Genomic DNA, 14,092 nt, shown 5'->3' with positions numbered 1-14,092 from the left:
TATGCTCAGATGTGCAATTCATCTCACCATCTGAAGAGGTGGGAGAATTCTTGCTACATTTGTTAAAAATTTTTCAGTGCAGCCCGAAGAATTGCTTCTACATCATCTGCCGGCACATCTTCCGGTACCTTTCGTACTGCACGAAGGGCATCTGCAGAACTGTATCCTAATGCGACAAGCGCCTCCACCGCTTCCTGACGACTATCCCTCAGATCAGATGCTCCCTCAGCTGCTTCTTCCTGCTGATGCGCCAGTTTCATCTCAAAAGCATCTTCCAGCTTCAGCTTGTCTTTCAGCTCCAGGATCATTTTCTGGGCTGTCTTTTTCCCAATTCCAGGCGCCTTGGAGATTGTTTTTACATCATCGGAAAGCACTGCAAAACGAAGCTCGTCTGCACTGATCCCGGAAAGGATACCTAGAGCGCCTTTAGGTCCGACTCCGTTGACACCGATCAGAAGCTTGAACATGCCAAGATCATCCTTCGAAAAAAACCATATAGCTGTAGAATATCCTCCCGCACATAGAGAAAGGTATGGATCTTCTTTTCATCGCCTATCCGTGCTTTCCCAAGATCCTGTCCTGTCATATAAATCTCATAACCAATTCCGCCATTTTCCACAACCAGACAATTTTCACCGATATCTGCTACGGTACCTTTTACAAAAGAAATCAAATCTCAAGGCTCCTTCCCTGAAACAGCTGAACATCTGTTTCCCATATGAACGCAATAGTAACATAATTTTCAAAAAAAATCAACCCGGAATACAATCTCCGGGTTGATCCTATATACAAGCCTGTGATTTCTCTCGCTGTTTTCTATCACTGATTAAGGAAATCCTGATCCTCAAAATAATTGATCCGCATAGAAGAACGGACATCATGAAGCGTTGCGGCAGCTTTTTCTCTGGCAACCTCTGTACCGGCTTTCAGGATATCGAACACATCTTCGGTTCGCTGCTCCCACATTTTCCTTCTTTCACGGATCGGTCCAAGCTCTGCCTGCATAACATTATTCAGGAACTTCTTGACTTTCACATCACCAAGGCCACCTCTCTGATAGTGAGCCTTAAGTTCATCCAGATTCTGATACTCTGGCAGAAATTCAGCAAAATGTTCCGGGCGGCTGAAGGCATCCAGATAGATAAATACCGGATTTCCCTCTACACGACCAGGATCCTGAACACGAAGATGGTTCGGATCTGTGAACATGGACATGATCTTTTTCTTCACAACATCTTCTTCATCAGACAGATAGATGCAGTTTCCGAGAGATTTACTCATCTTAGCCTTTCCGTCAATTCCCGGAAGACGTAAGCATGCTTTATTGGAAGAAAGAACAATTTCCGGATCTGTCAGCGTATCACCGTAAACGGTATTGAATTTATGGACGATCTCCTTGCACTGCTCAAGCATCGGAAGCTGATCTTCACCTACCGGTACATGTGTTGCACGGAAAGCAGTAATATCAGCAGCCTGACTGATCGGATAGCAGAAAAAGCCTACCGGGATGCTGGCTTCAAAATTACGCATCTTAATCTCGGATTTAACGGTAGGATTACGCTGTACTCGTGCTACCGTAACCAGATTCATATAATAAAAGGTAAGTTCTGTCAGCTCCGGAACCATGGACTGGATAAAAATATTGGATTTCTCCGGATCAAGCCCGCATGCCAGATAGTCCAGAGCAACCTGAAGAATGTTATGGCGTACTTTCTCCGGATGCTCTGCATTATCTGTAAGTGCCTGGGCATCTGCGATCATAATATAAATCTCATCATATAAGCCGGAATTCTGCAGCTTCACACGCTCTGCCAGAGATCCAACATAATGACCTACATGAAGGCGCCCCGTCGGGCGGTCGCCAGTTAAAATAATCTTACTCATGAATTTCGTTCTCCTTGAAGTATACTGAATATTTATATCCTATTATAGCCCCTTGAAATTCACCGGTCAAATATTTTTAACCGGAAACTGCAATTTTTCATTGAAATATAACCAAAAGCTTGTACGTATTTATTTATGCATTATCGGGCACAACATGCTTTATTCCAAAAAAGAACTGCCACGTCACTCGGAAAACTTCCGTGACAGGCAGTCCTTTTTGTTTTACAGAATCACATGTCTTGGGCAAACTTCCTTACATTTACCGCAGCCTGTACACTTATTGTAATCGATGTGTGCACAGAAATCGGTAACTATGATCGCCTCGGACGGACAATTCTTCTCACATTTTTTACAGCCGATACAGCCAAGCTCGCAGGCAGTTGTAACTGCCTTACCTTTTGCGTGGGAGCTGCAGGCTACACGTGTCTGTTTGTCATATGGTACCAGCTCGATCAGGTGACGCGGACATTTGGCAACACATTTGCCACAGGCTTTACATGCTTCCTGATCTACGACCGCAATACCATTCACTATATGGATCGCATCAAATGGACATGCCTTTACACAGCTTCCGAAGCCCATACATCCAAATGTACAGTTTTTTGCACCGCTGCCAGGGATGAAAGCCATCATCTCGCAGTCTTCCACACCTGTGTACTCATATTTCACAGTCGTCTTATCACAGGTTCCCGCACATTTTACAAAAGCAACCTGACGTGCGGTTTCTTTTACTTCCTGTCCCATGATCGCGCCAATCTTGGCTGCAACCGGAGCACCGCCAACCGGACACTGATCTACAGGAGCTTCTCCCTTTGCAATTGCGGCAGCGAGTCCGGAACATCCCGGATATCCACAACCACCACAGTTATTTCCTGGAAGAACGCCGAGAATTGCTTCTTCCTTTTCATCTACCTTAACGGTTAATTTCTTGTCTGCAAGTCCGAGGAAGATACCAATGAATAAACCAGTACCGCCGACAATGACTGCAGCCATAATAATTCCTGTTATACTCATGCTCTTCTTCCTCCTATACGATTCCGGAGAATCCAAAGAATGCAATAGCCATCAGTGCTGCCGTAAGCAGAACGATCGGCATACCCTGGAAGGATTCCGGAATATCGTTGTATTCCATTTTTTCACGGATTCCCGCAAGTAATACAATTGCGATCAGGTAACCTACACCTGTGGCAAATCCGTTGACAACACTTTCAAGAATGCTGTATTCATATTTAACATTGTTCAGTGCTACACCAAGAACTGCACAGTTTGTTGTGATCAGAGGAAGGTATACACCAAGTGCCTTGTAAAGGGATGGTACAAATTTCTTGAGAAACATTTCTACGATCTGTACCAGTGCCGCGATAACCAGGATAAATACGATCGTTTTCAGATACTCAAAATGGGTCGGTACCAGGATGAATTTATAAAGCAGTCCTGCAACAAAAGATGCAATAGTAATAACAAACACAACTGCACCACCCATGCCGGCTGCGGTTTCTGTTTTCTTGGAAACTCCAAGGAAAGAACAGATTCCCAGGAACTGACTCAATACAACGTTACTGCAAAGCGCAGAACCAATTGCGATCAACATCAAGCTTGCCATTTTCTATTCCCCCTTTTTATTCTTTGTCGGAAGGACATCCGCCGCAGGTCGCACAATTGGAGCCACAGCCGGACTGGATCTTGGAAACATCTTTGCCCTTCTTTGCCATGTTGATCTTTACTTTGTTCTGGATTGCTGCAAGTCCGGCAAGAACCAGAAATGCTCCAGGTGCAAGGATAAAGATAGTGATCGGGGTATAGCCGGCAGCACCGGTAGCTGCATCAGCAACCGGAATGATCTGTGCTCCGAAAGCCTTTCCGGAACCAAGGATCTCTCTTACAAGACCAATGGCAACCAGGCCCACTGTAAAGCCAAGACCCATTCCAAGTCCGTCAAAGATAGACGGAAGGACAGGGTTCTTGGAAGCATAACTCTCTGCACGTCCCAGAATGATACAGTTAACAACGATCAGTGGAATGTAAATTCCAAGTGACTCATAAAGAGAAGGAGTAAAGCCCTCCATCAGAAACTGTACGATAGTTACAAACGATGCTACAACTACGATAAAGGCCGGCATTCTGACAGAATCCGGGATAACCTTACGCAACATGGAGATGAGCATGTTTGACATAACCAGAACTACGGTTGTGGAAAGTCCCATACCAATACCATTGATCGCAGAAGTCGTTACCGCAAGGGTAGGACACATACCAAGCATCAGGACGAAAATCGGATTTTCGGTTATAATGCCGTTTTTTAATCTTTCACCACAATTATTCATATTCAACTACCCTCCTAAAATGCGTTTTTGCAATAGCCGATAGCTGTATTGACTGCACCGGTAAAAGCTCTGGATGTGATGGTCGCACCACTGATAGCATCAATAGGCTCACCTTCGCCGCCGTCCTTGGATACATAGAATTTATCGGTATTCTTTCCAACATACTGTTCCTGGAACTTCGCTTCTGTAGCACGCATTCCAAGTCCGGCAGTCTCACTGATGGAAAGAATGGAAACGCCGCTGACGGTACCGTCTTTTGTTACACCAACTGTGATCTGGATATCACCGCCGTAACCCTCTTTATCGGTTACAGTTACCACATAGCCTTCATCTGCTGCTTCACAGACTTCATCTACGGTTGCTTTGATTCCAAGATCTGCAACTGTTTTATCTGCTGCTTCCTTGTCTACATCTACAGCTTTAAAATCTTCCAGGCTTACATCACTGAATACAGTCTGCCATGCTTCTTTTTTTGCCTGTTCCTCGGTTCTTGCAATGGGTTCTTTGGTAACTTCGTAAACCAGTCCAAGGCCAAGGCCGGCAACTACTGTAATGATCGTAAGGATCAATGTATTTCTGATAATCTTACCCATTATTTCTTGCCTCCTTTTCCAAAAGCAACCGGTTTTGTTACTTTTTCAATAAGCGGAACCAGAAGATTGCAGAAAATGATCGCATAGGAAACGCCCTCTGCGGAACCACCAAAGAGACGGAATACCGCTGTCACGATACCGAGGCAGCAGCCATATACCAGCTGACCTTTCGGAGTGATCGGAGTCGTCACATAATCGGTTGCCATAAACCAGGCACCAAGCATCAGACCGCCTCCAAAGATATGACTGAAAAGATAGTTTACATCAAAGCCTTTGCCTGTTCCCAACATATAGAAAATGACAAATACTGCAAAACTTCCAATATATGTAAGAGGTACCTTCAGATCGATGATCTTAAATGCAAGAAGGATCACTGCACCGATGAGGATCGCCAGGGCAGAAGTCTCACCGATGGTACCCTGGATATTACCAAGGAAGAGATTCTTTACAGGAATAGAAGTCCCCTCAATGAATCCCTGGCTTTTAAGCGCTGCCAGAGGTGTTGCCTGTGTAACCGCATCTACAACAGCATGGGAGCTTTTGGAAACTGCAAAGTTAGTCATTTTTCCGGCAAAAGAGATCATAAGGAAACATCTTCCTGCAAGAGCCGGGTTCATAAAGTTCTGTCCAAGTCCACCGAACAGCTGTTTTACAACAATGATCGCAAAAGCACTGCCAAGGATCGGCATCCAGATCGGGATCTGGGGCGGCATGTTCAGTGCAAGCAGAAGTCCTGTTACAACTGCACTGAAATCAGTAGTTGTATTCTTTTATGCATCAGTCGGTCATACAGCCATTCAAAAACACACTGGATGCAACCGTCGCCAGCACTACAAGGAGTGCATGCACTCCAAAGTTCCAGATACCGAAAAGTGTTGTCGGCAGAAGTGCGATCACTACCAGCTGCATAATACGGCTGGTGGTCATTTTATCCCTGATATGGGGATTAGATGATACGTTATACATTTGTTCCATTGTTATTCCTCCCCCTATTTCTTTTTCTTGCGCTCTGCAAGAACCATTTTTCTCATAGATTTAATACTCTGAGTCAGAGGTCGTTTGGCCGGACAGATGTAACTGCAGCAGCCGCACTCGCAGCATTCCATACCATCCATTTTTTCGAAGCCTGCCATATCACCGTGTTCTGCAAGAGTTGCAAGGCGGGCCGGAACCACATGGCCCGGACAGACGCTTACACAACGTCCGCAATTGATACATGCAGTCTGGATCTGCTTCGCCTCGGAAACTGCGTCACGCTCCAGGAAAAGCAGGGAAGAAGTTGTCTTCGTACATGGAATATGAAGATCATACAGCGCAAATCCCATCATCGGTCCGCCGGAGATTGCTTTTGCGATCTTTTCCTTCAGTCCGCCTGCAGCATCTACCAGTTCAGACAGATCTGTGCCTGTAAGAACGGAAAAGTTCTTCGGTGTACGGATACCGTCTCCGGTAACCGTTACATTACGGCTGATGACCGGCTGTCCAAGGATCACTGCCTTATAAACAGAAGTGACGGTCTCTACGTTATCAACCACGCATCCTACGTCTGCCGGAAGCATGGTGGAATTGATCTCTCTGCCTGTTACCGCATAGATCAGTGTACGCTCACCACCCTGAGGGTATTTGGTCTTAAGCTCTTTTACTTCCATACGCTCTTTGCCTTTGATGGCTTCTTTCATCCTGGCAATACAATCCGGTTTGTTGTCCTCGATACAGATACATCCCACTGCCTTCGGGAAAGCTTTCAGGATTACTTCCAGACCACCAACAATACTTTCCGGTTCTTCCATCATCCTTCGGTAGTCACTGGTGATATAAGGCTCACATTCCGCACCGTTGACCAGGATATGATCGATCTTGTCGGGTTCCTTTGGTGAGAGCTTTACATGTGTCGGGAAACCTGCACCACCCTGACCAACAACTCCGCCTTCCTGAATCCTTTTCAGGATATCCTCCTTGGAAAGATCCGAAAGCTTTGCAGGTGCATATTCCACAGATTCGTACAGACCGTCATTCTCAATGATGATCGCATCACCCATGGCGCCTACTGCGGTCAGACGTTTCTCGATTCCCTTTACGGTTCCTGATACAGACGAGTGTATCGGTGCGGAAACAAATCCTCCTGCTTCTGCGATTTTCTGTCCTGCAAGCACATGATCACCTTTTTTACGATCGGCTTGGCCGGAGCTCCGATGTGCTGAGAAACAAGAATTGCCAGATCTCCCTTCGGCAGATACTTTTCGACAGGACAGTTTTTTGACAAATCTTTGCCGTCATAAGGATGGATACCACCCCTGAAGGTTAAAAATGCCATAGATCTCATCTCCTCCTTTATTTTTGCAAGTACATGTACATGGTATTTCTGCGTTGCGCATATACTCTTTTTTAAAGTTGATTCTATGTTTCTGATTTTCCTTTTCTTATTTCATCCAAGACAAACAAGATCTATTTCGCTCCCATAAATCATTTCGCGAAACATTACCAGCGAACAGTAACAAAGTAGCTTCTGCTTTGAGCAGGATATGTATGAAAGGTTGAATCCAGACACGATCCTGTGATATACTTCGGTAGAAGATATTCACCAGCTCATAAAAAAGCTGTAAATGAATAACCAATTTATGAAGCGATAATAGTCATTTTTTCACTGTCAATCCCCACATAAATCCAGTACCATTTCCTGTTTTTTATCATCAACTCTACTAATAACTATAACTCATTTCACTTTAAATTGCACTATTGAAAAGCAATTTTTTTGTGTATAATCAGATACAATCCATAAAGGAGAAAATTAACATGATCGTTAAAAAAATGCCGATTTTACAAGGGTTTCCAGACCTTGAGACTGTTAAAAAATTGACTAAAAATCATGGATTTTCAGAGCGTTTTGTACCGCTTTTCTATGATATTGAAACTACAGGACTATCACGAAATTCCACTTTTCTGTATCTGATCGGTGCTGTAGCCTACGAAGGAAACAACTGGCAGATGTACCAGTGGATGATTGAAAACGAAGAGGAAGAACCTGAACTTCTGAAAACATTTTCTGAATTCCTTCAGGATTTTTCATGTACGATCCAGTATAACGGTGACAGCTTTGACCAGCCTTATCTGGATGCGCGATATCAGATCTACGGACTGCCTTCCCCTTTTGCAAAGCTGCCTTCTCTGGACCTTTACCGGGAACTAAAGCCGCTCAAGGGACTTTTGAAGCTTTCACGGATGAATCAGCCTTCTATGGAATCATTTCTCGGTATCACTGAACGGAACTACTGTGATGGAGGTGCCTGCATCCGTCTTTACAAACAATTCGCTTTCGGAAAGAAACCGGAAGCGGCAGAGATCGTTATGGGACATAACCGGGAAGATCTTCTGGGACTTGGAAAAATTTTCTCAATGCTGTCCTATCTTGCTCTTTTCAATGAAGATTACGAATCACTAAATTGTGAAATTCAAGACGATCAATTAGCCTTTACCATTAAAACTAATTACGATCTGCCTGTTAAATTTTCAAATCATAGTGAAGAATTCTACATAATTGGACAGAATAACTGTGTCCGTCTTCTTGTAAAGTCTCAAAATGGACGTTTAAAGCAATACTACTCCAATTATAAGGATTACGATTACATCCCTTCCGAAGACACTGCAATACCAAAAACCTTAAGTGCCTGCATGGATAAAAAGCTCCGAAGACCTGCCAAAAGGGACAACTGTTATACCTGGTTTCCTGTAACAGAAGCTTTTCTGCATGATCCTTTAAAACAGAAAACCTATCTGAAACACTGCCTGCCATATTATCTTTCTGTTCTTAAATAATATCTCTGTTACGCATTTCCAATCAAAAAAAGGCCGTCACAATAAATGTGACGGCCTCTGAAATTCAAAATATTCAACTGCTGTACAGCTTCTGAAAAATTACTCCTCTGTCTGCTCTGCAGAATTATCCTCGAGTGCTTTCATGCTGAGGCTGATCTTTCTGTCTTCGCCATTAAAATCAACAACCTTAGCCTCGATCTCCTGACCGATGGAAAGTACATCAGATGGTTTCGCAACGTGCTCTCTGGAGATCTGAGATACATGAAGAAGAGCATCTACTCCAGGTGCAAGCTCAACAAATGCACCGAAATCTGTCATACGTGCAACTTTGCCCTTTACTACGTTTCCTACTGCGAAGTCCTCAGCAGCTGTAAGCCATGGGTTCTCCTCCGGGAATTTAAGGGAAAGTGCGATCTTGTCTCCGTTGATATCTTTGATAAGAACTGTAACTTTATCACCTACATTGAATACCTTCTTCGGGTTCTCTACTCTGCCCCAGGACATCTCAGAGATGTGAAGAAGTCCGTCTGCTCCGCCGAGGTCGATGAATGCACCGAAATCTGTAACATTCTTAACAACACCCTCAACTTTATCGCCTACGTTGATCTTAGCAAGAAGCTCTTTCTGTTTCTCAGCTTTCTCAGCAAGAAGAAGCTGTTTGCGGTTACCGATGATACGGCGTCTTCTTGGGTTGAACTCTGTGATAACGAACTCGATCTCCTGATCTGCATATTTGGAAAGATCTTTCTCATATGTGTCAGATACAAGGCTTGCAGGAATGAATACTCTTGCTTCCTCAACATTGACACAAAGACCACCGTCAAGTACCTGTGTTACAGGAGCCTTCAGAACCTCCTGGTTCTCGAATGCCTCCTCAAGACGTTTGTTGCCTTTCTCTGCTGCAAGACGTTTGTAGGTAAGTGTAACCTGTCCCTCTCCGTCGTTTACTTTGAGAACCTTTGCTTCCATGGTATCGCCAGGTTTAACAACGTCTGTAAGCACAACGCTTGAATCGTTTGTGTACTCGTTCTTTGTGATGATACCGTCTGCTTTATAGCCGATATTCAGGATGATCTCATCATCTTTAACATCGATGACGGTACCCTGTACGATCTCTCCATTTCTGATTGTTTTTACGGAATCTTCCAGCATCTGTTCAAAACTTAACTCTGACATGTTCTTGAACCTCCTCAATAATTTTCTTTGGGGTGGAAGCCCCTGCTGTAATACCTACACAACTACTGCATTGGAACATTTCAGAATCCAAGTCTACAGGTGTTTGTATATAGTAAGTATTTCCACATTCCTTTTTACATATTTCAAACAGCTTTTGAGTATTGGAGCTATGTCGGCCACCTACGACCAGCATAGTGTCTACCTCTCCGGCTATCGCTTTAGCTTCTTTCTGCCGTTCTTCGGTAGCATTACAAATAGTGTTTAAAATATTTAAAATATTTAAAACATTATTATCATAACTCTTTTTGCGGAGAATTTCAACTAATTCTTGAAATTTGTTGTAATTAAATGTCGTCTGGGACACTACACATACTTCTTTTTCCGGAGAAATATTGAATTTCTCAGCATCCTCAGCATTTCTGATCACTGTATATGGTCCCTGACACCATCCGCAGATCCCCTGTACTTCCGGATGACCCGGATCACCGATGATCACAATATGGGCACCTCTGGAGCTTTCTCTCTCAACGATCTTGTGGATCTTCAGCACAAAAGGACAGGTAACATCTACATATCCGAGACCATATTTTTTGATCGTGTTATAAACCCTGCGACCTACTCCATGGGAACGGATCACAACAGTGCCGCCCTTCAGGCTGCCAAGATCCTTCTCACAGATCACAGCCACACCTTTTTTCGAGATCTGAGACAACCTCCTCATTATGGATGATCGGGCCCAGTGTATAAATCGGTGCTGCATCGGAACCGATCAGCTCATAAACACGGTCAACTGCTCTTTGTACGCCGAAACAGAAGCCGGCAGTTTCTGCAACTTTTACATTCATCCATTCACCCTTTTTCTGTATACGGAAAGGATACTCTCAACCACTTCGTCAATTCCCATCTCAGATGAATCAACAAGAACAGCATCCTCTGCTTTTTTAAGCGGAGAAACCGCGCGGTTCATATCTCTCTCATCTCTGTCAACGATATCTTTCAGAATCTCATCCATATCGCAGGCTTCACCCTTCTCTGTAAGCTCCAGGTATCGTCTGCTGGCACGGGTCTTTGCACTTGCAGTCAGAAAGATCTTCACTTCCGCATTGGGAAGAATGGTGGTTCCGATATCTCTTCCGTCCATAACTACATTATTTTCGGCTGCAAGATTGCGCTGCAGCTTCAGAAGATGTGCACGCACCTCCGGATTTGCAGAGCTTACAGATGCCATATTTCCTACCTCTTCCTTACGGAGGAACGCAGTTACATTCTTTCCGTTAAGGATCACCTGCTGCTCACCGTTCTCATAACGGATAGAGATATCCGCATCGTGACAGGCTTCAGAGATTTTTTCGTCACCGCTGATCCCTTTTTCCAGAAGATAAAGTGCCATGGCACGATACATTGCCCCTGTATCTACATAAATAAAGGACAGCTCCTTTGCCACTTTTTTTGCAATTGTGCTTTTTCCTGCACCTGCCGGTCCGTCAATTGCAATATTAATACCCATAATCGTTGCTCCTTCCTCTTTTCTGTTATTCGATCGCCTGAGCTGCCGCATACGCTGTAGACCATGCGATCTGAAGATTATAGCCACCGGTCACTGCATCCAGATCCAGTACTTCACCTGTAAAATACAGATTTTTTATTTTTTGGATTCCATTGTGGATGGCTGTATCTCTTTTACTGACACACCGCCTCTTGTGATGATCGCTTCCTTAAACTCTCCCATTCCCGTGATCGTAAACGGAAAAGCCTTGATCAGACGGCCAAAAGCCTGACGCTCTTCCCTGGAGATCTCATGTACCGGTTTTTCCCCGGGGATACCGCCAATTTCGATCATGATCGGAGTCAGAGAAGACGGAAAAAGAACACCGATCACATTTTTAAACTGCTTGTTATGATTTGCATCAAATTCACGCAGGATCCGGGCATCAAGCTGTTCTGCATCAAGCGCCGGCTTCAGATCCAGGAAAGCCTCCAAAGGCTCCTTTTCCAGCTTTTTGCCGATCTGGGCGCTGGCGGAAAGGATCAGCGGTCCTGTCACTCCGAAATGAGTAAACATCATCTCGCCGAAATCTTTATAGAGAACTTTTTTGCCGGATTTTACTGTAAGCTCCACATTCCGAAGGGAAAGGCCCTGAAGTTTGGAAACATAATCTTCTTTTGCCACCAGAGGTACCAGTGATGGTGACTGGGAAACAACTTTATGTCCCGTCTCAGCAGCAAAACGATATCCATCTCCTGTGGAACCTGTGGACGGGTAGGAAAGCCCTCCTGTGGCAACTACCACAGTATCCGCTTCAAAAAAGGTACCGTCCGAAAGTAATACACCGGTAACTTTTTCATCCTGTGTACAAACTTCCTTTACCTCTGTATGAAGATGGATCTGCGCTCCGGCTTTTTTCAGTTCCCGCTCAAGCGCACGGATAATATCTGATGAATGATCCGATACCGGAAAAACCCGGTTTCCACGCTCTGTTTTCAGCGGCACTCCTGCCTCCTCAAAAAATTCCATCACATCTCTGCTTCCATAGGTGTAGAAAGCACTGTAAAGAAATTTGCGGTTTGACATCACTGCCGGAAAAAGTTCTTCGGTATCGGAATCATTGGTGACGTTGCATCGTCCCTTTCCGGTGATGAAAAGCTTTTTTCCTAGTTTCTCATTTTTTTCCAGTATGTGAACCTGGTGTCCTCTGCGCGCAGCATATACACCGCAGAGCATTCCGGCGGCACCGCCGCCTATGATCGCAACTTTGGACATTACCTGTTATCCTGCCTTTTTTATCTTTTTTATGCACAAAGGAGCCTGCATACAGCAAGCTCCTTTTCCTGTTTTGAAATGCATCTGCATTTCTATGTGTGCTTTATACCGGGTATGCGCCGTTCTTGGTATCTGCTACAGTCTCATCAACTTTTGTCTTCTGAGCCTGGCGATATTTAAAGAAGTCCATGGCAACCTGCGGGAACAGTGCATATGTGAGAACATCCTCATCCTGCTCCTTGTACTGTGCCATCTCGCTCTCAAGCTTATCAAGCTCATCCTCCAGAAGATCTGCCGGACGGCATGTGATCGGTTCAATATCTCCGATACATTTTTTCTGTACTTCCGGATTGAACGGTCTGGCTGTTGCGCCATACTTACCACTTAACACGTCTTTTGTCTCTTTTGTGACAACCTTGTAACGCTCGCCCATGATCACGTTAAATACAGCCTGTGTACCAACGATCTGGGAGGACGGTGTAACAAGCGGTGGCTCACCAAGGTCTTTACGTACACGCGGAACTTCCTCAAGTACTTCGTAGAATTTATCCTCGGCATGCTGCTCTTTCAGCTGTGATGTCAGGTTGGAAAGCATTCCGCCTGGTACCTGATACAGAAGAGTCTTGATGTTTACACCAAGGTTCTTCGGATTGAGAAGACCTGTATCAAGAGCCTCATCACGCATCGGACGGAAGTAGTCAGCGATCTCAGCGAGAAGCTGCTGATCAAATCCTGTATCATATGGTGTTCCCTTGAAGGTCTCAACCATAACCTCTGTTGCCGGCTGGGATGTTCCAAGAGCAAACGGAGACATTGCTGTGTCGATGATGTCAACACCTGCCTCTACTGCCTTCATATATGTCATGGAAGCAACACCGGATGTATAGTGAGAATGAAGATCGATCGGGATCTTAACAGTCTCTTTGAGAGCCTGAACAAGCTCTGTAGCTTTGTACGGAACAAGAAGTCCTGCCATATCTTTGATACAGATGGAATCTGCACCCATATCCTCGATACGTTTTGCAAGATCTGTCCAGTAATCAAGTGTGTAAGCATCACCAAGTGTGTAAGCCATTGCAACCTGTGCATGTGCTTTCTCCTTGTTTGCTGCTTTTACAGCTGTCTGAAGGTTACGAAGGTCATTCATACAGTCAAAGATACGGATGATATCGATACCGTTAGCTGCGGATTTCTGTACAAAATACTCTACTACATCATCTGCATATGGACGATATCCAAGGATGTTCTGTCCACGGAACAGCATCTGAAGCTTTGTGTTTTTGAAACCGTCACGAAGTTTACGAAGTCTTTCCCACGGATCCTCTTTCAGGAAACGTAAGGAAGCATCGAAAGTAGCACCGCCCCAGCACTCTACTGCATAGTAGCCGACTTTGTCAAGCTTCTCAATGATCGGAAGCATCTGCTCTGTGCTCATACGTGTAGCAATCAGGGACTGATGAGCGTCACGCAGGATCGTTTCCACAACTTTCACAGGTTTTTTCTCTATTTCTGCCATAATTATTCTCCTTACAAATTTTTAT

11 protein-coding genes and 4 pseudogenes are annotated in these 14,092 nt (G+C 44.6%); 1 reads left to right on the top strand and 14 read right to left on the bottom strand.

Translation table 11 applies throughout. The features are described 5' to 3' along the window. Positions 1 to 62: 62 nt before the first annotated feature. From ruvA to rsxC, 9 genes and pseudogenes are all read right to left on the bottom strand, one after another. On the bottom strand, positions 63 to 467 hold the full coding sequence (ruvA, locus tag CK1_RS03220; protein ID WP_015524887.1) for a Holliday junction branch migration protein RuvA: 405 nt from the start codon (positions 465 to 467) through the stop codon (positions 63 to 65). Next, positions 452 to 673 (bottom strand): OB-fold domain-containing protein, encoded by a 222-nt coding sequence (locus CK1_RS17930; RefSeq protein WP_353611111.1) that lies wholly within the window; start codon positions 671 to 673, stop codon positions 452 to 454. Before CK1_RS17930 ends, ruvA begins: the two co-directional genes overlap by 16 nt. Before the next feature lie 146 nt (positions 674 to 819). Continuing rightward, positions 820 to 1,884 carry a tryptophan--tRNA ligase gene (gene trpS, locus CK1_RS03215; protein ID WP_015524886.1) on the bottom strand — a complete coding sequence of 355 codons (1,065 nt, stop codon included), beginning with the start codon at positions 1,882 to 1,884 and terminating at the stop codon, positions 820 to 822. A 222-nt stretch (positions 1,885 to 2,106) separates the two neighbouring features. Next, entirely contained in the window at positions 2,107 to 2,898 is a 792-nt protein-coding gene (locus CK1_RS03210) for an RnfABCDGE type electron transport complex subunit B (RefSeq protein WP_015524885.1), read from the bottom strand. A 13-nt stretch (positions 2,899 to 2,911) separates the two neighbouring features. Further along, a complete protein-coding gene (locus CK1_RS03205; RefSeq protein ID WP_015524884.1) occupies positions 2,912 to 3,487 on the bottom strand; it encodes an electron transport complex protein RnfA in 576 nt (191 codons plus the stop codon). A gap of 16 nt (positions 3,488 to 3,503) precedes the next feature. Further along, positions 3,504 to 4,208, bottom strand: coding sequence for an electron transport complex subunit RsxE (rsxE, locus tag CK1_RS03200; RefSeq protein WP_015524883.1), 705 nt, complete (start codon positions 4,206 to 4,208; stop codon positions 3,504 to 3,506). Positions 4,209 to 4,222: 14 nt separating this feature from the next. After that, the gene (locus CK1_RS03195; RefSeq protein WP_015524882.1) at positions 4,223 to 4,801 is read right to left on the bottom strand and encodes an RnfABCDGE type electron transport complex subunit G; all 579 of its coding nucleotides are present in this window, start codon (positions 4,799 to 4,801) and stop codon (positions 4,223 to 4,225) included. Next, positions 4,801 to 5,776, bottom strand: a pseudogene (locus CK1_RS03190) (RnfABCDGE type electron transport complex subunit D). The gene CK1_RS03195 and the pseudogene CK1_RS03190 overlap by 1 nt, the downstream one beginning before the upstream one ends. 14 nt (positions 5,777 to 5,790) lie before the next feature. Further along, a pseudogene (rsxC, locus tag CK1_RS03185) lies at positions 5,791 to 7,115 on the bottom strand (electron transport complex subunit RsxC). A 479-nt stretch (positions 7,116 to 7,594) separates the two neighbouring features. On the opposite strand from rsxC, the gene CK1_RS03180 reads away from it, so the two are divergent. Beyond that, positions 7,595 to 8,614 carry a ribonuclease H-like domain-containing protein gene (locus CK1_RS03180; RefSeq protein WP_015524877.1) on the top strand — a complete coding sequence of 340 codons (1,020 nt, stop codon included), beginning with the start codon at positions 7,595 to 7,597 and terminating at the stop codon, positions 8,612 to 8,614. A 99-nt stretch (positions 8,615 to 8,713) separates the two neighbouring features. On the opposite strand, the gene rpsA is transcribed toward CK1_RS03180, so the two are convergent. From rpsA to CK1_RS03155, 5 genes and pseudogenes are all read right to left on the bottom strand, one after another. Then, the gene (gene rpsA, locus CK1_RS03175) at positions 8,714 to 9,790 is read right to left on the bottom strand and encodes a 30S ribosomal protein S1 (protein ID WP_015524876.1); all 1,077 of its coding nucleotides are present in this window, start codon (positions 9,788 to 9,790) and stop codon (positions 8,714 to 8,716) included. Then, positions 9,771 to 10,635 (bottom strand): annotated as a pseudogene (gene ispH / locus CK1_RS03170) (4-hydroxy-3-methylbut-2-enyl diphosphate reductase). Before ispH ends, rpsA begins: the two are co-directional and overlap by 20 nt. Beyond that, positions 10,632 to 11,297, bottom strand: coding sequence for a (d)CMP kinase (cmk, locus tag CK1_RS03165; protein WP_015524874.1), 666 nt, complete (start codon positions 11,295 to 11,297; stop codon positions 10,632 to 10,634). The pseudogene ispH and the gene cmk overlap by 4 nt, the downstream one beginning before the upstream one ends. A 25-nt stretch (positions 11,298 to 11,322) precedes the next feature. After that, positions 11,323 to 12,512, bottom strand: a pseudogene (locus CK1_RS03160) (BaiN/RdsA family NAD(P)/FAD-dependent oxidoreductase). A gap of 142 nt (positions 12,513 to 12,654) precedes the next feature. After that, positions 12,655 to 14,067 carry an oxaloacetate decarboxylase subunit alpha gene (locus tag CK1_RS03155; RefSeq protein ID WP_015524872.1) on the bottom strand — a complete coding sequence of 471 codons (1,413 nt, stop codon included), beginning with the start codon at positions 14,065 to 14,067 and terminating at the stop codon, positions 12,655 to 12,657. Positions 14,068 to 14,092: the final 25 nt, after the last annotated feature.

Origin of the sequence: Ruminococcus sp. SR1/5 (genome assembly GCF_000209835.1) — a bacterium.
GTDB lineage: Bacteria > Bacillota > Clostridia > Lachnospirales > Lachnospiraceae > Blautia_A > Blautia_A fusiformis.
This window is presented reverse-complemented; position numbering and strand designations above follow the sequence as displayed.